The 19,228-nt window shown below is 71.7% G+C and carries 21 protein-coding genes; 3 read left to right on the top strand and 18 right to left on the bottom strand.

Annotated elements, in window-relative coordinates:
* Nucleotides 1-86 precede the first annotated feature (86 nt).
* Nucleotides 87-761 carry an RraA family protein gene (locus ACFHPP_RS15330; RefSeq protein ID WP_437164111.1) on the top strand — a complete coding sequence of 225 codons (675 nt, stop codon included), beginning with the start codon at nucleotides 87-89 and terminating at the stop codon, nucleotides 759-761.
* Here the strand turns inward: ACFHPP_RS15330 and ACFHPP_RS15325 are convergent.
* Genes ACFHPP_RS15325 through queF form a run of 6 tightly spaced genes read right to left on the bottom strand, consistent with a single transcriptional unit; the run spans nucleotide 743 to nucleotide 4,615 of the window.
* Nucleotides 743-1,258, bottom strand: coding sequence for a GNAT family N-acetyltransferase (locus ACFHPP_RS15325; RefSeq protein ID WP_437164110.1), 516 nt, complete (start codon nucleotides 1,256-1,258; stop codon nucleotides 743-745). The genes ACFHPP_RS15330 and ACFHPP_RS15325 overlap by 19 nt on opposite strands.
* The gene (locus ACFHPP_RS15320) at nucleotides 1,255-1,908 is read right to left on the bottom strand and encodes a type 1 glutamine amidotransferase (RefSeq protein ID WP_437164109.1); all 654 of its coding nucleotides are present in this window, start codon (nucleotides 1,906-1,908) and stop codon (nucleotides 1,255-1,257) included. The genes ACFHPP_RS15325 and ACFHPP_RS15320 overlap by 4 nt, the downstream gene beginning before the upstream one ends.
* Entirely contained in the window at nucleotides 1,905-2,453 is a 549-nt protein-coding gene (locus ACFHPP_RS15315) for a VUT family protein (protein ID WP_437164108.1), read from the bottom strand. Before ACFHPP_RS15315 ends, ACFHPP_RS15320 begins: the two co-directional genes overlap by 4 nt.
* Nucleotides 2,450-3,139, bottom strand: a complete 690-nt coding sequence (gene queC, locus ACFHPP_RS15310) for a 7-cyano-7-deazaguanine synthase QueC (RefSeq protein WP_437164107.1) — start codon at nucleotides 3,137-3,139, stop codon at nucleotides 2,450-2,452. Before queC ends, ACFHPP_RS15315 begins: the two co-directional genes overlap by 4 nt.
* Nucleotides 3,136-4,167 (bottom strand): tRNA epoxyqueuosine(34) reductase QueG, encoded by a 1,032-nt coding sequence (queG, locus tag ACFHPP_RS15305; protein ID WP_437164106.1) that lies wholly within the window; start codon nucleotides 4,165-4,167, stop codon nucleotides 3,136-3,138. The genes queC and queG overlap by 4 nt, the downstream gene beginning before the upstream one ends.
* Nucleotides 4,154-4,615, bottom strand: coding sequence for a preQ(1) synthase (queF, locus tag ACFHPP_RS15300; protein WP_437164159.1), 462 nt, complete (start codon nucleotides 4,613-4,615; stop codon nucleotides 4,154-4,156). Before queF ends, queG begins: the two co-directional genes overlap by 14 nt.
* Nucleotides 4,616-4,786: 171 nt before the next feature.
* Here queF and ACFHPP_RS15295 point away from each other — a divergent pair, with 171 nt between their 5' ends.
* On the top strand, nucleotides 4,787-5,254 hold the full coding sequence (locus ACFHPP_RS15295; RefSeq protein WP_437164105.1) for a hypothetical protein: 468 nt from the start codon (nucleotides 4,787-4,789) through the stop codon (nucleotides 5,252-5,254).
* On the opposite strand, the gene tgt is transcribed toward ACFHPP_RS15295, so the two are convergent.
* From tgt to ACFHPP_RS15270, 5 genes are read right to left on the bottom strand one after another with little or no spacing between them, the layout of a single operon-like run.
* Complete coding sequence (gene tgt / locus ACFHPP_RS15290) at nucleotides 5,220-6,362, bottom strand: tRNA guanosine(34) transglycosylase Tgt (protein ID WP_437164104.1); 1,143 nt, start codon at nucleotides 6,360-6,362, stop codon at nucleotides 5,220-5,222. The genes ACFHPP_RS15295 and tgt overlap by 35 nt on opposite strands.
* The gene (queA, locus tag ACFHPP_RS15285) at nucleotides 6,359-7,441 is read right to left on the bottom strand and encodes a tRNA preQ1(34) S-adenosylmethionine ribosyltransferase-isomerase QueA (RefSeq protein ID WP_437164103.1); all 1,083 of its coding nucleotides are present in this window, start codon (nucleotides 7,439-7,441) and stop codon (nucleotides 6,359-6,361) included. Before queA ends, tgt begins: the two co-directional genes overlap by 4 nt.
* Nucleotides 7,442-7,499: 58 nt before the next feature.
* On the bottom strand, nucleotides 7,500-7,826 hold the full coding sequence (locus ACFHPP_RS15280) for a hypothetical protein (protein ID WP_437164102.1): 327 nt from the start codon (nucleotides 7,824-7,826) through the stop codon (nucleotides 7,500-7,502).
* Between the two features lie 56 nt (nucleotides 7,827-7,882).
* Complete coding sequence (locus ACFHPP_RS15275; protein WP_437164101.1) at nucleotides 7,883-9,103, bottom strand: DUF1501 domain-containing protein; 1,221 nt, start codon at nucleotides 9,101-9,103, stop codon at nucleotides 7,883-7,885.
* Nucleotides 9,100-10,410, bottom strand: coding sequence for a DUF1800 domain-containing protein (locus tag ACFHPP_RS15270; RefSeq protein WP_437164100.1), 1,311 nt, complete (start codon nucleotides 10,408-10,410; stop codon nucleotides 9,100-9,102). Before ACFHPP_RS15270 ends, ACFHPP_RS15275 begins: the two co-directional genes overlap by 4 nt.
* A gap of 210 nt (nucleotides 10,411-10,620) precedes the next feature.
* On the opposite strand from ACFHPP_RS15270, the gene fusA reads away from it, so the two are divergent.
* Nucleotides 10,621-12,702 (top strand): elongation factor G, encoded by a 2,082-nt coding sequence (fusA, locus tag ACFHPP_RS15265; protein ID WP_437164099.1) that lies wholly within the window; start codon nucleotides 10,621-10,623, stop codon nucleotides 12,700-12,702.
* 67 nt (nucleotides 12,703-12,769) lie between these two features.
* On the opposite strand, the gene ACFHPP_RS15260 is transcribed toward fusA, so the two are convergent.
* The 7 genes from ACFHPP_RS15260 to ACFHPP_RS15230 form a co-directional block, all read right to left on the bottom strand.
* The gene (locus ACFHPP_RS15260) at nucleotides 12,770-13,213 is read right to left on the bottom strand and encodes a MaoC/PaaZ C-terminal domain-containing protein (RefSeq protein WP_437164098.1); all 444 of its coding nucleotides are present in this window, start codon (nucleotides 13,211-13,213) and stop codon (nucleotides 12,770-12,772) included.
* Entirely contained in the window at nucleotides 13,210-14,703 is a 1,494-nt protein-coding gene (locus ACFHPP_RS15255) for a tripartite tricarboxylate transporter permease (RefSeq protein WP_437164097.1), read from the bottom strand. The genes ACFHPP_RS15260 and ACFHPP_RS15255 overlap by 4 nt, the downstream gene beginning before the upstream one ends.
* Before the next feature lie 10 nt (nucleotides 14,704-14,713).
* Entirely contained in the window at nucleotides 14,714-15,178 is a 465-nt protein-coding gene (locus ACFHPP_RS15250) for a tripartite tricarboxylate transporter TctB family protein (protein ID WP_437164096.1), read from the bottom strand.
* A gap of 24 nt (nucleotides 15,179-15,202) precedes the next feature.
* Complete coding sequence (locus ACFHPP_RS15245; RefSeq protein ID WP_437164095.1) at nucleotides 15,203-16,207, bottom strand: tripartite tricarboxylate transporter substrate binding protein; 1,005 nt, start codon at nucleotides 16,205-16,207, stop codon at nucleotides 15,203-15,205.
* A 92-nt stretch (nucleotides 16,208-16,299) separates the two neighbouring features.
* Nucleotides 16,300-16,989, bottom strand: a complete 690-nt coding sequence (locus tag ACFHPP_RS15240; RefSeq protein ID WP_437164094.1) for an MlaA family lipoprotein — start codon at nucleotides 16,987-16,989, stop codon at nucleotides 16,300-16,302.
* A gap of 100 nt (nucleotides 16,990-17,089) precedes the next feature.
* Nucleotides 17,090-17,659 carry a thermonuclease family protein gene (locus tag ACFHPP_RS15235; protein ID WP_437164093.1) on the bottom strand — a complete coding sequence of 190 codons (570 nt, stop codon included), beginning with the start codon at nucleotides 17,657-17,659 and terminating at the stop codon, nucleotides 17,090-17,092.
* Between the two features lie 112 nt (nucleotides 17,660-17,771).
* Nucleotides 17,772-19,223, bottom strand: coding sequence for a CHAD domain-containing protein (locus ACFHPP_RS15230; RefSeq protein ID WP_437164092.1), 1,452 nt, complete (start codon nucleotides 19,221-19,223; stop codon nucleotides 17,772-17,774).
* Between the last annotated feature and the right edge of the window lie 5 nt (nucleotides 19,224-19,228).

The raw sequence follows: 19,228 nt of genomic DNA, 5'->3' as shown, positions 1-19,228 counted from the left end.
CCCTCACCCAACCTTCGACGCAGTGCGTCGAACCCCCCGTTGGGGGGAGAAGGCTTATTGGCGCTGAGACCTGATGGAGTTCCTGCATGAACCGTATCGACGCTGACATCCTGAAACGGCTTGGCAAGCTGCCGACCTCCTGCGTCTCCGACGCGCTGGATAAGCTGGGGCTGCCCGGGCAGGTGGATGGGCTGCGGCCGATGCTGGGCGGGGCGTCCATCTGTGGGCAGGCGGTGACGCTGCTGTACCTGCCGGTGGGGCCGGCCGGGGGCACGGTGGGGGATTTCCTGCACCTGGCGGAGGCCGGCGACGTGATCTGTATCGACAATCGCGGCCGGCTGGACTGCACCGTGTGGGGCAACATCCTGACGGAATCGGCGAAGGCCAAGGGCATCGCCGGCACGGTGATCGAAGGGGTGAACCGCGACGTGGGGGAAAGCCGGGAATACGGCTACCCGATCTGGTCGCGGGCGAACCATTCGCGCACGGGCAAGGACCGCGTGGCGCTGGAGGCGGTGAACGTGCCGATCGTGCTGGGCCACATCCGCGTCGATCCGGGCGACGTCATCTGCGCCGATGACAGCTGCGTCGTCGTGGTGCCCGCCAGCCGGGCGGCGGATGTGCTGGGCGTGGCGGAGGCGATCGAGGCGAAGGAGGAGGCGATCCTCAAGGATATCCGCGCCGGGGTGGATCTGGCCGAGGCGCGGCGGCGGCATGGCTACTTCGCGTTGCAGACGCCGGATCAGCCCCTGGGCGCGTAGGGCCTGTCCAGCACCAGCATGGGGGTGGCGCCGTAGCGTGCCGGGCCGCGCGGGTTGAAGCCGAGCTTGGCGGCGACGCGCAGCGACCCGGCGTTGGCGGGGGCGATGATGCAGAAGCAGTCGCGGCGCAGCCAGTGAAGCGCCGCGCCGGCGGCCTCCGTCGCCACGCCACGGCCGTGGGCGGCGGGGGCGAGGACCCAGCCGATTTCGGGCAGGCCCTCCACCGGCGGGTCGAGCGCGCGGTGGAAATCGGCGAAGCCGACATCGCCGAGATAGGCGCCGGTGGCGCGATCCTCCACCGCCCAGTAGCCGAAGCCGAGCAGCGGCCAGAGGCCGGCGTAGCGCAGCAGGCGGGACCAGCTTTCCTCCGCGGTGAAGGGGCGGCCGCCGATGTGGCGCGTCACCTCCGGGTCGGCCCAGAGGGCGGCGAGCGCGGGGAAGTCCCCAGTGGTGTGCGGCCGCAGGATCAGGCGCGGCGTGTCGAGGCGCGGGGTCATGCGCCGGCGCGGCGCAGCAGCAGGGCGAACAGCGCGTGGCGCGCGGCGTGGCGGGCGCTGAAGTGGCGGGTGCTGTCGGCGGCGAGGGCCTCGGCCTCTACGCTGCCCTCCGGGGACAGGCGCGCCCAATCGGCGAGCAGGGCCGGCGTCGCCTCCGGGTGGAATTGCACGCCGATGGCGTTGGGCAGGGCGAAGGCCTGGATGGTGCCGGCGTCGCGGGCCAGGATTTCGGCGGAAGGTGGGGGCGTGATGGCGTCGCCGTGCCAGCGCGGCCAAGGGCCGGCGAAGGCGGGATCGCTGGCCTGGTCGAGGCCGAGCCAGCCGCGGAAGAAGCGGCCATCGGGCATGCGGGCGACCTCGCCGCCGGCGGCCACCGCGAGCATCTGCGCGCCGAAGCAGATGCCGATCAGGGGACGGCGGGCGGCGAGGCGGGCCGCGACCATCCCGCGCTGCGCGGCGATCCAGGGGATGTCGGTCTGGTAGACGCCGTGGGGGGAGCCGAGCAGGACGACCAGCGGGGCGTCGCGCATCGCCTCGGGGGTCAGGTCGGCGCCTGGGACGATGGACAGGTCGTGGCCCTGGTCGCGCAGCCACTCGCCGAAGGCACCTTCCGGCGCGGTGTCGGAATTGCGGACCACCAGGATCTTCATGCCGCCAGCCCGAGCCGTGCGTCGCGGCGGCGCAGCCAGTGCAGCAGCGGCAGGGCGGCGAGCACCATCCACAGCTTGCCGAGCACCTGGCCCGCCAGCAGGTCCAGGTTGCCGAAGGCGAGCCAGAGGAAGGCGATGCTGTCCACCAGCAGCCCGACCAGGCCGCTCGCCAGCACCGCCAGCACCAGGCCGCGGCGCTGCAGCGGGGTATAGACGCCGAGGTCCGCGACCTCCGACAGCAGGAAGGCCACGGCGGAGGCGAGCACCAGCGCCGGCGGCGCCAGCAGGGCGGAGAGCGCGGTGCCGGCCAGGATGGCGGCGAAGGCCCAGGACAGGCCGAGCCGCCGCTGCACCAAATCCCGCAGCACCAGCGCCAAGCCGATCATCAGCACGCCGGAGGGGGCCATGACACCCGGCGCCACGGGGATCAGGCAGGGCCCCTGCGGCACGCAGACGGTGCCGATGTGGCCGATCATCCAATTCGCGGCCGGGATGCACAGCGCGAAGCCGAGCAGATAGAGGAAGCCTTCCTGTCGTGCGGTCATGCGGCGCGATACCGCCTCCAGCCCTGGGCGCGCAACTCGCAGGCCGGGCAGGTGCCGCAGCCGGCGCCCCAGTCCTGCGGCGTGCGGTCGCCGAGGTAGCAGGACAGGGTCAGGGCGCGGATCTGCTCGACGAGGGTGGCGCCGCCGAGGGTTTCGGCCAGCGCCCAGGTCGCGGCCTTGTCGCGCCACATCAGCGGGGTGTGCAGCACGAAGCGGCGTTCCATGCCGAGGTTGATGGCGACCTGGAGGGCCTTGATGGTGTCGTCGCGGCAGTCGGGGTAGCCGGAGTAGTCCGTCTCGCAGACCCCGGTAACGATGTGGCGGATGCCGCGGCGGAAGGCGAGGGCGGCGGCGAAGGTCAGGAAGATCAGGTTGCGGCCGGGGACGAAGGTGTTGGGCAGGCCGCCCGTTTCCATCTCGATGGCGACGTCGCGGGTGAGGGAGGTTTCGCTGATGGCGCCGAGGGCGCGGAGGTCCAGCAGGTGGTCGGGGCCCAGGCGCGCGGCCCAGCCGGCGTGGCCGGCCATGGCGTCGCGCACGGCGCCGCGGACGTCCAGTTCCACGACGTGGCGCTGGCCGTAGTCGAAGCCGAGCGTCTCGACATGGTCGAAGCGATCCAGCGCCCAGGCGAGGCAGGTGGCGCTGTCCTGGCCGCCGCTGAACAGGACCAGGGCTTTCTCGGTCATGCAGGCAGTCTTTCGGTGGCCCATCGGGCGCATTCGGCGACGGTGGGGTCGGCATCCTCGGACAGTGCCTGCGCCACGGGGCGCAGCGCCGGGTCGCCAGAGTTGCCGATGGCGACGAGGACGTTGCGGACGAAGCGGTTGCGGCCGATGCGCTTGATCGGGCTGCCGGAGAATTTCTGGCGGAATGTTGCATCGTCCAGCGCGGCGAGTTCAGCCAGGCGCGGCGCCGTCAGTTCCACGCGCGGTGCGAATCCTGGTTCGGCGTGGGCGTGGGCAAATTTGTTCCAGGGGCAGGCGGCGAGGCAGTCGTCGCAGCCATAGATGCGGTTGCCCATCTTCGGGCGCAGTTCGTGCGGGATCGGGCCGTGATGCTCGATGGTGAGGTAGGAGATGCAGCGGCGCGCATCGAGGCGGTAGGGCGCGGGGAAGGCGTCCGTCGGGCAGATGTCGAGGCAGGCGCGGCAGGAGCCGCAATGGTCGCGCTCCGCGGCGTCCGGCGCGAGGTCGAGCGTGGTGAAGATCTCGCCGAGGAACAGCCAGGAGCCATGCGTGCGGCTGACCAGGTTGGTGTGCTTGCCCTGCCAGCCGAGTCCGGCCTGCTGCGCCAGCGGCTTTTCCATCACCGGGGCGGTGTCGACGAAGACCTTGAGAGGCTGGCCCTTGAAGCGCTGCGCCATCCACTGGCCGAGCGCCTTCAGCCGCTTCTTGACCACGTCGTGGTAGTCCCGGTTGCGGGCATAGACGCTGATCGTGCCGCGGTCGCGCCAGGCGAGGGATTCCAGCGGGTCCGTCTCCGGCCCGTAGTTCAGGCCGAGGGAGATGACGCTGACGGCCTCCGGCCACAGGGCCTGCGGGTGGGCCCGCTGGTCGGCGCGGGGTTCCATCCAGGCCATGCCGCCATGCAGGCCCTCCGCCAGGAACTGGCGCAGGCGGGCGCGGGCTTCGGGCGCGAGATGGGCGCGGGCGAAGCCGACGGCGTCGAAGCCGAGGCGGAGTGCCTCGGCGCGGATCGCGTCAGCCGCGCCCACGGTATCCCGGCACGTCCTGCGGCGGGATCCAGACGCCGGCCGGGGCCTCGCCCGTCGCATAGAAGACATCGATCGGGATGCCGCCGCGCGGGTACCAGTAGCCGCCGATGCGCAGCCATTCCGGCGCGATCTCCGCGATCAGGCGGCGTGCGATGCCGACGGTGCAGGCCTCGTGGAAGGCGCCGTGGTTGCGGAAGGCGGTGAGGTACAGCTTGAGGGACTTGCTCTCGACCAGCCAGGCGCCGGGGATGTAGTCGATCACCAGATGCGCGAAATCCGGCTGGCCGGTCATGGGACACAGCGAGGTGAATTCCGGCGCGGTGAAGCGCACGCAGTAGCGCAGGCCGGGATGCGGGTTGGGCACGCGTTCCAGCAACGCGGCGTCCGGATGGTCCGGCGCGCCGGCGCTGCGGCCGAGCAGGGTGAGGCCGCTGGTATCCGTGGTGATGCCGGTTTCAGGAACCGTTGAAGCGGGGGGTGAGGAACCGGGGGAGTTGTTCGCCGCCAAGATGCGCTAGCCTTGTGCTTCGGGATGCCGACCGAGGGCGCTCCTTAGCGCCAACGGGGGCGTGGCGTATAGCAGCGAAGGGTTCAGGGGGCGGCGATGCGCAGGGCTGGGATGGGGCGGAGCCTTCGGGGGCTGGGGTATTGGGCGCTGCTGGCCTTGGCCGTGGGCGCACAGCCGGCGCTATCGCAGCAATGGCCGGTCGCGCCGCCGCAGCCGCGCCCCGTCGGCAGCCTGACGGCGCATTGTGGCGGCGGCGTCACCGGCGGCGGTGGCGGCACGCGGATCATGGCGGATGGGGCGGTGACGCGGCTGGAGCAGCCGCGCGCGGGCGTGCCTCTGGTGCACACGCCGCTCGGCCGGGACTGGGAGGCGTATCAGCGCTGGGTCGCGGCGCTGGAGGCGGCCGGCTTCGCGCGGCTGGCCGAGAACCGCCCTGGCAACGTGACGTGTTCGCTGACGCAGGAGGTGAATGGCCGCCTGGTCGGCGTGTCCTGGCCCGGGGAGGCACCGCCGAGCCGGATTCCGGCGGCGGTGCGCCAGGTGTTCATGGAACTGCGGGGCTGGTCTCCACAGGAGTAGGCTCGGCCGCCCAGCCGGCCTCGATGGCGGCGGCCTCGGCCTCGAAGCGGCCGGCGAGGATGGCGTCGCGCAGGCGGGTCATCAGGGTCTGGTAGTAGCGGATGTTGTGCCAGGTCAGCAGCATCGGGCCGAGCATCTCCTCCGCCTTGATCAGGTGGTGCAGGTAGGCGCGGGAATGGTTGCGGCAGGCCGGACAGTCGCAGTCGGGATCCAGCGGCGACAGGTCCTCCGCATGGCGGGCATTGCGCAGGTTCAGCACGCCGCGGCTGGTATAGGCGCGGCCGGTGCGGCCGGAGCGCGTCGGGATAACGCAGTCGAACATGTCGACGCCGCGGCGCACGGAGGCGATGAGGTCCGACGGCGTGCCGACGCCCATCAGGTAGCGCGGCGCGGCCTGCGGCAGCAGGGGTGCGGTCACGTCCAGCATCCGCAGCATCTCGGCCTGGCCTTCGCCGACCGCGAGGCCGCCGATGGCATAGCCCTCGAAGCCGATGGCGGTGAGCGCGGCGACGCTTTCGGCGCGGAGGTCGGGGTAGGTGCTGCCCTGGACGATGCCGAACAGGCCGTGGCCTTCGCGCGCCACGAAGGCCTCCCGCGACCGCGCCGCCCAGCGCATCGACAGGCGCATGCTGTCGGCGGCCTGGTCCGGGGTGGCGGGGAAGGGGGTGCATTCGTCGAAGCACATGGTGACGTCGGCGCCGAGCAGGTGCTGGATCTGCACCGATCGTTCGGGCGTGATGCGGTGCTTCGAGCCGTCGATATGGGACTGGAAGGTGACGCCATCGGCGTCCAGCTTGCGCAGGCCGGAGAGGCTCATCACCTGGAAGCCGCCGGAATCGGTCAGGATCGGGCCGTGCCAGTCCATCATCCGGTGCAGGCCGCCGAGGCGGGCGACTCGCTCCGCGCCGGGGCGCAGCATCAGGTGGTAGGTGTTGCCGAGCACCATGCGGGCGCCGGTGGAGCGCACCGCATCGGCCGTCATCGCCTTCACCGTGCCGGCGGTGCCGACCGGCATGAAGACGGGGGTTGGCACCTCGCCATGCGCCGTGTGCAGCGTGCCGGCGCGGGCGGCGCCGTCTTGGGCGGCCATCTTCCAGTGCAGGGTCATCCGGCCAGATCCTGGTCGCAGCGGAACAGCAGGCTGCCGTCGCCGTAGGAGAAGAAGCGGTAGTTTTCCCGGATGGCATGCGCGTAGGCGGCGCGCATCCGATGGGTGCATGCAAAGGCGGAGACCAGCATCAGCAGGGTCGACTTCGGCAGGTGGAAATTGGTCAGCAGGGCGTCCACGGCGCGGAAGCGGTGGCCGGGCAGGATGTAGATGCCGGTCAGGCCCTGGAAGGCCGCGACGCGGCCATCCTCGCCGGCCACGCTTTCCAGCGTGCGCAATGCCGTGCTGCCGACGGCGACGATGCGGCCGCCGGCGGCGCGCGTGGCGTTGATGGCGGCGGCGGCCTCGGGCGAGACCTCGCACCATTCCTGGTGGATGCGGTGCGCGCGCGGGTCGTCGTCCCGCACCGGCAGGAAGGTGCCGGCGCCGACATGCAGGGTGATGGTGGCCCGCCCGATGCCGCGCGCGGCGAGGGCGGCCAGCAGCGAATCGGTGAAGTGCAGGCTGGCGGTGGGGGCGGCGACGGCGCCGGGGGTGCGGGCGAAGATGGTCTGGTAGTCCGCCGCATCCTGCACCTGCGGGCCATCGGTGCGGGTGATGTAGGGGGGCAGGGGGATGGCGCCGGCCTGGTCCAGGGCCGCGGCGAGGGCCGCCTGGTCGGGGCCGAAATCGAGGCGGACGGAGCCGCCCTCCGGCGCGTCCAGCACCCGCGCGGTACAGCCGGGCGCGCCCTCGATGGTCACCAGGTCGCCGGCGCGGAGGCGGCGGGCGTTGCGCACCAGGGCCTGCCAGATGCCGCCGCCCTCGGCGCGGTTCAGCATGATTTCGATGCGCGCCGCGCCGCGTCGGGCCTGGAGCCGGGCGGGGATGACGCGGGTGTCGTTCACCACCAGCAGGTCGCCGGGTGCCAGCAGGGCGGGCAGGTCGCGGATGCCGCGATCCTCCAGGCGGTCCGGGCCGACCACCAGCAGGCGCGCGGCGTCGCGCGGCCGGGCCGGGGCCTGGGCGATCAGCCCTTCGGGCAGGTCGAAGTCGAAATCCCCGGTGCGCAGCGGCGGGGGGGAGGGGAAATCTGGCATGGCCGCGCGATGTGGCGCCCGGCCGCCGGCTTGTCCAGTTTGGAGGCCCGCCGGGGCCTCAGGCGGGAATCCAGCGCAGGTACTGGCCGAGTTCGGAGGCATCGCCCTCCGTCACGCCGAGCACGGCGGAGACATCGACGCGGCCGCGCCCGGGGATTTCCAGGGTGGGCGGCTCGACATCGACGACCTGGGTGCCTGCGGGCGCTTCCAGATGGCCGGCCGGCTTCGCGCGCGTGGCGTGCTGTTCGCCGGTGTCCTCCGCCTCGGCCGGAGTGCCGCGGCCGGCGTAGCCGACGCCTTCGACCGGGGCGAGGGTGTAGCGCACCTCCGCCGGTTCACCTTCGACCTCGATCTGGTAGCGATAGACCGCGATGCGTTCTGCCATGCCTGGCTCCTGTTCCGTCAACGTCGCAACGCCGGAACGACAGGGCGGTTGCGGACTCAGGTCCGGATGAGGCCGGACATGGCCGGCGCATCGGCACTGCCGGGGAAGGCCTGCGCCACAGCGGCCACCGGCAGGCGCAGGTGGTCGCGGAGCAGGCCCTTGGCGACGCTGCGGAGGTCCTGCGTCGCCTGCAGGTCCCGGTTCTCGAAGAGCTGGCCTTCGGCAAGGCCCGGCCAATCGGCGATCACGCGGCCGCCCTGGACGGCGCCGCCGGCCAGCAGGGCAATGCCGCCGGTGCCGTGGTCCGTGCCCATGTTGCCGTTGACGCGGGCGGTGCGGCCGAATTCGGTGACGACCAGCACGGCGGTGCGGGTCCATTCGGCGCCGAGCGCCTCGCGCAGCCGGCCGAGGCCGGCGTCCAGTGCGCGGATCGGGCCGAGGATGCGGCCGGCCTGTTGCACATGCGTGTCCCAGCCGCCGAGTTCCAGCGCCGCCACGCGCGGCCCCTCGGCTTCCGCCAGCAGGCGCCCCGCGGCGGCGGCGAGCGCCGGGAAGCTGCCGCGGTCGCGGTCCGCGGTCGGCGCGCCGAGCGTTTGCGTCGCGAAGCCGCGGGCGCGCAGCCCTTCCTCGAAGGCCGGGCCGGTCCGCGCATCCTGTCGTTGCAGGGCGGCCAGGCGGTGCAGCAACTCCTCCGGCGGGTGTTGCAGGCCGGGCGGTGCATAGGCGCCGACCGGCACCACGCCGCGCAGCAGCAGGGGCACGCCGGTGCCGATGGCGAGGCCGGTTCGGGCGGGTCCGGTGCGGGCGGTGGGGGATTGGCCGTGCGGCATCGCTTCCAGCGCGCGGTTCAGCCAGCCGCTGGAAAGTCGCTGGCCGGTGCCGCCCTCCAGCAGATCCTGCGCCTCGAAATGGCTGCGGCTGCGATAGGGGCCGGCCATGGCGTGCAGGATCAGGGCCTCCTGCGCCGCGAACATCGCATGCAGGTTGGCGAAGGCGGGATGCAGGCCGAACCGGCCGCCGAGGTCGAGCAGCCCGTCCTCATGCCCCGGCTCCGGCAGTGCCAGCGGGCCGCGCAGCCCGGCGAGCGCGGCATCGCCATAGGGCTGCACCACGAACAGCCCATCCACCGCGCCGCGCAGCAGGATCACCACCTGGCGGCGGTCGCCGGGCGCCTGGCCGAAGGCGAGGCGGGCGCGGCCCGTGGCGAAGCTGGCGCCGAGGCCGAGCAGCAGGCCGCGGCGGCGCAGGTTGAAGGAGGCGTGCGGAGCGGCGCTCATCGGTGCAGGAACTCCGGGCTGGCCAGCAGCAGGGTGAGCGCATCGCGGGCCGATCCGGCGCGGCGCATCTCCGCCACGGTTTCCGCCCGCGCCAGCGGCCCGAGCGCCGCTTCCGCCACCTCGCCGGGGTCGCGGCGGCCGATGCGGCCGGCGATGGTGAAGACCCAGTCGACCCGGCGCATCAGCGCCTCCGGCGTCGCCCATTCCGCGGCGGTGTCGGACCAGCCATTCGGCTGCGGGGCGGTCCAGAGCGGCTGCGCCAGCTGCGCCATGCCCTGCACCACCAGCCCGGCCTGGGCCGGGGTGGCGCCGAGCGCGCGGCAGGTGGCCAGCACGTAGTCCGCGGGGGTGCGGAACTTGGCCAGCGGCGGCGCCCAGGCCTGCGGCAGCGCGACGAGGGCGCGGGCGGTGGCGCCGAGGTCGCCGCCGGTGTCGCGCAGCACCATGTGCAGCGCCCGCACGGCGTCGGGCGGCGGATCGTCCGCGACGAAATGCCGCGCGAGCTTCACCGCCAGGTGCCGCCAGGTGGCCGGATGTTCGGCCAGCAGGCGCAGCGCCGCCTCGCCGGCCGCCTCGCCGGCGGGGATGCGGCGGCCGAGCAGGAATTTCTCGCCGGGCTCGTGCATCGCCGGGCGGAAGCGGAAGCCGAAGGGCTCGCGGCCGCCCTCGATGTTCCAGCCGGTCAGGATCTTGGCCAGTTCCTGGACGTCGCCCTGGGTGTAGCCGCCGGCGGGCGACAGGGTGTGGAGCTCCAGCATCTCCCGCGCCAGGTTCTCGTTCAGGCCGCGCCGGATGCGCAGGCCGGCGGGGCTGGACGGACCCATGGAGGCGGTGTTGTCGAGGTAAACCAGCATGGCGGGTTGGCGGGCCACCGCGAGGAGCATGTCCGCGAAGCGGCCCGTGACGTGGGGGCGGATGGCGTCCCGCTCGTAGCTGCCCATCAGCACGGAGATGTTGCCGACGCGGCGGCTGACGGTGAAGTGGTTCACCCAGAAATCCACCAGCCGGTCGCGGAAGGGCTGCGTCGAGTCCAGGCGCCAGGCGGCGTGGGCCTCGACCTCCGCCCGGTTCAGCGCGTTGAAGGCCCGGCGGGTTTCCTCCGGGTCGCCGACCGGATTGGTGGAGCGCCGTGCCTGAAGGTCTGCCAAGCGGACCTGCATGGCCTCGCCGAGGCCGGGGCCCGGCGGGGCCGCGTCCGGCTGGTCCAGTTGGCCGAGCAGCCAGGCCTCGGGGTCGGCCGGCGGCGCCTGGTCGAGGCGGAGGCCGTGCCCGAATCGGATCGCCGCGATGTGGCCGCTTTTGTCCATCTGCGCCAGGGTATACCTGAGGCCGCGGCCGGCGTCTCCGCCGCGTTCGCGACGATGCGTGACGGGCGTCGGCCCGCAGGATCGGTGCTTGCAAATGCGGCCCGGAGAGGGCATGTCCCGCTGCGAGAAGCCTCGACTTGAATCATTGCGCGGGCGGCAACGGGCGAGAGCGCCCGCTGCCGGACCCGCTTTTGCCTATGGAGACCCACCGTGGCGCGCACTGAACTGGGATTGATCCGCAACATCGGCATCACGGCGCATATCGATGCCGGGAAGACGACCACGACCGAGCGGATCCTGTACTACACCGGCAAGTCGCACCGGATCGGTGAGGTCCATGACGGCAACACCACGACCGACTACATGGCGCAGGAGCGCGAGCGGGGGATCACCATCACCTCCGCGGCCGTGACCGCCGTGTGGAAGGACCACCGCATCAACATCATCGACACGCCCGGCCACATCGACTTCAACATCGAGGTGAACCGTTCGCTGCGCGTGCTCGACGGCGCCATCTTCATCATCGAGGGCGTGGCCGGCGTGCAGCCGCAGTCCGAGACGAACTGGCGCCTGGCCGACCGGTACAACGTGCCGCGCATCATCTTCATCAACAAGCTGGACCGCACCGGCGCAGACTTCTACCGCGCGGCGGACACGCTGACGGAGAAGCTGGGCATCAACTGGGTGGCGCTGCAGCTTCCGATCGGCATCGAGGACACCTTCAAGGGCGTCGTCGACCTGGTCGAGATGAAGGCGATCATCTGGTTCGGCGACGAGCTGGGTGCGCAGTACGAATACCAGGACATCCCGGCCGACATGGCCGCGAAGGCCGCCGAATATCGCCAGAAGATGATCGACATCTGCGTCGGCATCGATGAGACGGCGATGGAGGAATACTTCGACAAGGGCGACGTCTCGATCGAGACGCTGAAGCGCTGCATCAAGAAGGGCACCATCAGCGGCGAGTTCCGCCCTGTGCTGTGCGGCACGGCCTTCAAGAACAAGGGTGTGCAGCCGCTGCTCGACGCCGTGCTGGACTACCTGCCGAGCCCGATCGACGTGCCCGGCATCAAGGTCGCGCCGGATGAGGGCATGGACGAGACGCAGGAACGCCGCTCGATCCCGGCCGATGCGGACGCGCCCTTCGCCGGCCTTGCCTTCAAGATCATCAACGACAAGTACGGCAACCTGACCTTCGTCCGCGTCTATCGCGGCACGCTGCGCCAGGGCGACATGGTGATGAACACCACCAAGGATTCCAAGGAACGCATCGGCCGCATGTTCCAGATGCACGCCGACAAGCGCGAGGAAATCAAGGAAGTCTTCGCCGGCGACATCGCGGCCTTCGTCGGGTTGAAGGACACCGGCACCGGCGACACGCTGGCGTCGAACGACGACCCGGTGATCCTGGAGCGCATGGCCTTCCCGGTGCCGGTCATCGACATCTCCGTCGAGCCGAAGACCAAGGAAGGCGTCGAGAAGATGACGCTCGGCCTGCAGAAGCTGGCGGGCGAGGATCCCAGCCTGCGCCTGCGGACCGACCAGGAAACCGGCCAGACCATCCTGTCCGGCATGGGCGAGCTGCACCTCGAGATCATCGTCGACCGCCTGATGCGCGAATACGGCGTGGACGCGCATATCGGCGCGCCGCAGGTGGCCTACCGTGAGACGATCACCAAGAGCCACACCGAGATCTATACCCACAAGAAGCAGTCCGGTGGTTCGGGCCAGTATGCCGAGGTGAAGATCACCTTCGAGCCGAAGGAGCGCACCGAGGGCGTCGAGTTCGTCAACGGCACCACCGGTGGCTCGGTGCCGCGCGAATACATCCCGGCGGTGGAAAAGGGCATCAAGGTGCAGGCCGATACCGGCGTGCTGGCCGGCTTCCCGACGGTGGACTTCAAGTACACCCTGGTGGACGGCAAGTACCACGACGTCGACTCCTCGGCGCTCGCCTTCGAAATCGCCGCCAAGGCCTGCTTCCGCGAGGGCATGAAGAAGGCCGGCCCGGTGATCCTGGAGCCGATCATGGATGTGGAAGTCACCACGCCGTCCGACCATGTCGGCGACGTCGTCGGCGACCTGAACCGACGCCGTGGCGTCATCCAGTCCCAGGACATGGCCGGCACGTCGGTCATCGTGCGGGCGCATGTGCCGCTGAAGGAAATGTTCGGCTACATCTCGAACCTGCGTGGCATGACCAAGGGCCGCGCCAGCTTTTCGATGCAGTTCCACCACTACGACCCGGTTCCGCGCAACGTCGCCGACGAGATCATGAAGAAGTCGGCCTGAACCCAGCGGGGTTCGGCGGACAGCAGGCGGCGCGGGGGGCAACCTCCGCGCCGTTTGGCGTTTCGGCCTATCGCTTCAGGAAGTGGGTGCCGACGGCATCCAGCACCACGGTGCCGTCGCGGGCGATGGCAACCAGGTAGCGCAGCTTCGCGACCGCCATCTCCGGCTTGCTGCGGCTGGTGCGGATCTCCTCCACCACCAGCTTCATCGTCACGGGCTCGTCCGGCTCCAGCGGCGCCGGCCAGGTGAGCTGGGCGCCGCCGCCGGCCAGGTTGATCTCGGACAGCAGGCCGCTGCGGATCAGGTGGCCGAGGGAGGCGGAGTAGGTGTGCAGGCCGCTGGCGACCAGGCGGCCGAACACCGAATGGCGCGCCGCTTCCTCATCCAGGTGGAAGGGCTGCGGGTCGTAGCGGCCGGCGAATTCCAGCACCTCCGCCCGCGGCAGCACGAAGCCACCGAGGTCGAAGCTCATGCCGGGGGTGAGTTCGTCGGCGGAGCGGAGCGGCGTCATGCCGCGGCGGGGACCGGGCTGCGCCGGAAACCGCGCAGCAGCATCAGCAGCCAGATGCCGAGGGTGGCGACGCCGAGCGTGCCGGCGATGGGGCGGGCGAAGAACTCCAGCCACTCGCCATCCGCCTTGATCATGGACTGCACGAAGGTCTGCTCCAGCATCTCCCCCAGCACCAGGCCGAGGATCAGCGGCGCGACCGGGATGCCGTGTTCCTCCATCACCCAGCCGAGGATGCCCATGGCGAGCATCAGCACCACGCCGTACAGGCTGTTGGTCATGGCGAAGCTGCCGACCAGGCAGAACAGCAGGATGACCGGCAGCAGCAGGTTGCGCGGCACGCGCAGGATCTGCCGGGCGGACTTGATGGCGGCCCAGCCGAGCGGCAGCATGATGAGGTTGGCGAGGATGAAGATCAGGAACACCGCATAGATGAGCTGCGGGTTTTCCTGGAACACCGTGGGCCCCGGGTTCATGCCCTTCATGTAGAGCACGCCGATGACGATGGCGGTGATGCTGTCGCCGGGGATGCCGAAGACCAGGGCGGGAATCCAGGCGCTGGCGAGCGCCGAGTTGTTGGCGGAGGTGGCATCGACGATGCCCTCGATCTCGCCGGTGCCGAACTTCTCCGGCTGCTTGGAGAAGCGCTTGGCGACCGCGTAGCTGATCCAGGCGGCGATGTCGGCGCCGGCGCCGGGCAGGGCGCCGATGGCGGTGCCGAGGGCGCTGCCGCGCAGGAAGTTCAGCCAGTAGCGGCGGAACACGCCGCCGACGCCCTTGAACAGGTTGCCCACGGCCTGGGCGACCACCTTCGCCGCGACGTCCACCGTGACGGCGCCGCGCATCAGCTCGGACACGGCGAACATGCCGATCATGGTGGGCACGAAGTTGATGCCGGACATCAGGTCGACATTGTCGAAGGTGAAGCGCGGGAAGCCGGCGGCCGGGTCGATGCCGACGGTGGCCAGCAGCAGGCCGAAGAACAGCGAGAGGAAGCCTTTCACCGGGTCGGCGTTGGACATGAAGACCGCACAGGTCAGGCCGAGGCAGGCGAGCCAGAAGTATTCATAGGAGGAAAAGTTGATGGCGACTTCGGCCAGCATCGGCGCGAAGGCGATCAGCACGGCGACGCCGATCAGCCCGCCGGCGACGGAGAACACCAGGTTCACGCCCATGCAGAGGTTCAACTGGCCCTTCTGCGTCATGGCGTAGGATTCGTCGGCATAGGCGGCCGAGGCCGGGGTGCCGGGCATGCGCAGCATCGCCGCCGGGATGTCGCCGGCGAAGATCGCCATGGCGGTGGCGGTGACGATGGCACCCAGCGCCGGCACCGGCGGCATGAAGAAGGTGACGGGCACCAGCAATGCCGTCGCCATGGTGGCGGTGAGCCCGGGCATGGAGCCCACGAACATGCCGAAGAGGGCGGAGACTCCGATGACGCCGAGCACGAAGGGGTCGAAGACCAGCCCGAAGGCCTGGATCATCGCGTCCATGGACGGGTCCTCATAGAACGCTGTCCAGGATGCCGCGCGGCAGCGGCACGCGCATCAGCCCGGCGAAGAACCAGTGCACCAGCAGGGTCATCCCGGCGGCGACCGGCACGGCCAGAAGCAGCCGCGCGCCGTACCACAGCCCCAGCGCCAGCAGCAGCAGGAAGGCGGTCGGGATGAAGCCGAGCGGGTCAGACAGCAGGATGTAGGCCAGCGCCGCGACGGGGATGGAGAGGAAGGAGGCGAGGCGCGCCGGCTGGCGCACCCAATCCTCCAGCACCAGAAGCCGTCCCCGTGCCTTGAGCCCGCGCAGCACCAGCACCGCGGCGCAGATGGCGATGCCGCCGGCCAGGATGCGCGGGAACAGGTTGGGCCCGTAGTCCTGGCCCGGGAAGGCGGGGAAGAAGGTGGTCAGCCACCAAATCCACCCCGCAAACACCAGCAGCACCGCGCCCAGCAGGGCATCGTTCACCCGCATGGGCGTGGGCCTTCCGTCAGTCGATCAGCCGCGCGCCAGGCCCGCGGCGCGCATCGCCTCGCCCATGCCGCGATCGGCCTTGGCCATGAACTCGGTGAAGCCGGCCTGGTCGGCATAGACCACGCCGAAGCCGCGGGAGGCCATGAAGTCCTTGAACTCGCTGCTGTCGTAGGCCTTCTTCAGCGCCACGCCAAGGCGTTCCTGGACATTCGCCGGCAGGCCCTTCGGCCCGGCGATGCCGCGCCAGGCACCGGTGGAGTAGTTGATGCCGAGCGTCTCGTTCAGCGTCGGCACCTGGGCGAATTGCGGGTTGCGCTGGGCTGCCATGATGGCGAGCGACTTGGCGCGACCGGCATCGATCATGGCGCGCGCCTCGGGCACCGAGCAGGTGACGATGTCGACGCCGCCGGCCGCCAGTTCCTGCATCGCCGGCGCCGCGCCGTTGGAGGGGACCCAGCGGACATGGTCGCCGCGCAGGCCCATCGCCTGCAGCCAGCCGACCAGCGCCAGGTGCCAGATGCCGCCCTGGCCGGTGCCGCTGGCCTTGAAGCTGCCGGAAGGCCGCGCCTTGATGGCATCCGCCAGCGCCTTGATGTCGGCGTAGGGGGAGTTGGCGGCCACCTGCACGCCCGGCGGGTCTTCGTTCATCAAGGCGATCGGCGTGAAGGAGGTGGGGTTCAGCTGGGTCAGGCCCTGCCAGTGCATCATGGCGATCTCGACCGTGATCATCCCGATCGTGTAGCCATCCGGCTGCGCCGTCGCGATGGCGCTATGGCCGACCACGCCGGACCCACCGGTGCGGTTCACCACGTTGACCGGCTGGCCGAGGTCGCGTTCCAGCAGGCTGCCGATGATGCGGGCGGTGGCATCGGTGCCGCCGCCGGCGCCCCAGGGCACCAGGAGCTGGATCGGGCGGCTGGGGTAGTTGGCCTGTCCGAGGGCCGGTGTGGCGAGGAGGGGGGCGGCCAGGGGGGCGGCGATGGCCGCGCCGCTCGCGGCCAGCAGGGTACGACGGGACAGGATGGGCATCGGACAGGTCTCCCTCAATGCGCGACAGATTGGTCCGTCGCGCTTGCGGGCAGGCTAGGACGGAGCGTGGCGCCGCATCAAGCCGGGCTGGCTCAGTCCGTTGCCGAATCCTCCGCTGGCCCGGCGCCGCAGCGGGCGGCGCGGCGTTGCAGGTAGGCGCTGCGGTAGACGGCGTAGGAATCCAGCGCCTGCGCGTCGGTGCGGGCCAGGTCCTCGGCGATGCCGGCATAGGCGACCAGCGCGTCGCCGCCGCGCCAGGACAGCGCCAATTCCGGACCCAGGGTGGCGGACAGGGCAAGGCCGGTGCCGACCAGCGCGCCGGCGTCGCGGAGCGTCGAGGGGCCGAGCAGCGGCAGCATCAGGAAGGGGCCGCCCGGCACGCCCCAGCGGCACACCGCATCGGCCGGCGTGAAATCCTGCCGTGGGTAGCCGCGATCGGCGGCTGCGTCCCGCACGCCGCCGAGGCCGAGGCTGCTGTTGATGCCGAAGCGCGCCACGGCGTTCAGCGCGAGGTCGTATTCGCCGGCGAGCAGGCCGCTGGCCGCGGTCACCGGTTCGCGGAGATTGGCGAAGGCATTGGCGACGCCGGCGCGGAAGGCTGGGCTGGTCTGGGCGACGTAGGCCGCGACCGCCGGGTCCAGCACGCGGTCGCGCAGCACCAGGTTGAAGTCATGGACCCGGCGGTTGAAGCCCTCCAGCGGGTCGGAGGCGGCGAGCGCCGGTGGAGCCAGGAAAAGCAGGCCGGCTGTAGCCAGGGCAGGCCAGGGCATGGGGTGTCGCATCGCCGGATCCTTGGGCGCGGGGCGCGCGGTGCAGGCCGCCGTTCTGGCGCGAGGATCCGGAGAGGTAAACGCTTCATGAAGGCGACGCCAGGGCGTCGCCTCAGTTGTTGCGGCGGCGCCAGGCGTCCGGCCGGGTGAAGTCGCCGGCCCACAGGCCGCGGCCGGCGATGCGGGCGGCGAGTTCGGCGGCCTGCATGGGCAGGTCGTCACTCTCATAGGCCAGCGCCCAGCCGGAGATCACGAGGCCGCTGTTCAGCTCGGCGCCGCCGGCGGTGCATTCGCCGAGGCCGCGGCCGTAGCGGTCGCGGCCCTGCACGCGGCACAGCACGGAGCGACCGTTGACCAGGCGGGACAGCGCCTCCGCCGCCGCGGCGCCGCAATCGAACCAGCGGCCGGCGGCATCGGTGCAGGATTGGCCGCGTTCCGGCGCATCGATGCGGGACAGGCGGAGCGTGCGGTCGCCAAGGCGGAGCGTGTCGCCATCCACGATGCGGACCTCGGCGGCGAGCGCGGACCATTCCTGCTCGCGGGGCGCGGAGCCCATCAGGTCCGGCGGCAGGCCAATGCCGGACAGCGCGGCGACGATGACGGCGCCGGCGAGGGCCACGAGAGGGGCGCGCCAGCGGCGGGGCGTGGCGGCGGGGCGGAAGATGCGGCGGCGTCGGAACACGGGGCGGATGCGATGCCTGGCAGGGGTGTGCGTGGGACCCACGCGTAGCCCATGGATGGCTCGCCATGCAAGCTATTCATAAACCTTAATTTCTACTTGAGATTGAGTGGCTTCAGCCTTGATTCCAGAAGGGTTCGGCCGCCAGCAGCTCGGCCCAGGCCTTCGCCGCGCGGCTGCGGGCGCGGCGGGAGCGGGCGCGGACCCAGCCCTCCGCGACGCCGGCCGCCCAGGCGCCGGGTCCATCGGCCTCGGGGCCGACCAGGGCACGGGCGACGGTGGCATCGTTGGCGAGGCCGAACTGTTCCTGCACCTCCGCCAGGCGGTCCAGGAAGCGGCGGCTTTTCTTGCGGCCGTAGAGCGGGGCGAAGAGCTCCGCCAGGTAGCGCATGCGCTTGCCGTCCAGGCGCAGGGCGTGGAACTCGGCATCCGGCAGCGGCGCGATGTCGCGGCCGACGGCGGTCAGCCGGCGCCAGCGCCTGGTCAGCAGGTGGTCGGCGAGGTCCGGCAGCGGGGCGTCGCGGCGTGCGGCGGCCTCCTCCGAGGCCTCCGTGCGCCAGGGGGCGCGGACGTCCAGGGCCACGGCGTCCCAGGCCAGGCGGCGGAAGGCCGGGCCGGCCAGCTGGAGGCGCAAGGCGGCGTAGGCTTCGTCGCGATGGTGGCGGCCGGTGGCGAGGAGGGCGGCGATGCGTGGCTCCTCCGGCAGCGCCTCCGCCAGTTCGGCGCCGAGGCCGGCCAGGAACACGTCCCAGTCCCGCGCCGGGCCGAGGCTGCCGGCGAGCGCCTTCGCCTCGGCATCGAAGCGGCGCAGCGCCGGCCCATCGGCCGCCGTGCGGAAGGCCTTGAGGGCGGAGCGCAGGCGGCGCAGCGCGACGCGCATCTGGTGCACGCCGGTGGGGTCGGTGCCGGCTTCGGCGATCGGTGCGAACCAGACCAGCACCTCCGCCAGGTGGCCGAGCAGCAGGCGCAGCGCGGCCTCCACGCCCATGTCCGGGTCGAGGCGCGGGGCACCCAGGCGGCGCGGGCGCAGCTTGTCGTCCAGGGCGAAGGCGCGCGCCTGCTCCGCCAGGCTGCTGCGCGGCGGCAGCAGGGGCAGGTCGGCGGCCAGCGCCTGCATGGTCTCCAGCACTGCCTCGGCCGGGCCGGTGAGGGTCAGGCGGGCGACCGGAAGGTCGCGCGAGAGGGCGCGAAGGGTGCCGTGCAGCAGGGTGGCCTCGACGGCATCGACCAGCGGCACCGTGACGCGGCGGCCGGCGAAGGCGGCCAGCGGGACTTCGGCGGGTTCCGGCAGCGCCTCGGGCGGCAGCGCCTCGGGCGGGGTGGCGGGGCGCCAGGGCGCGTCGGCCTCCGGCAGGCTGCGGACCAGGCGGCGGGCGGCGCGGGGGTTCGCGGAGGCTTCCAGCGCCATTCCCTGCTCCGCCAGCGCGTGCTTCGGCGTGTCGAGCCAGGCGAAATCGGCGGCGACGGAGCGGGTGCGGCCGGCGCGGCGGGTGGCCAGCGCGGGCTGGCGGAACAGCGTGGCGGCGGCCTCGGGCGGCAGTGTGGCTTCGAGGGTCAGGGGCGGCATCGGGG

The organism is Falsiroseomonas sp. E2-1-a20 (genome assembly GCF_051433195.1).
GTDB lineage: Bacteria > Pseudomonadota > Alphaproteobacteria > Acetobacterales > Acetobacteraceae > Falsiroseomonas.
The sequence above is the reverse complement of the archived record's forward strand: the minus strand, read 5'-3'. Positions and strand labels throughout refer to the sequence as shown.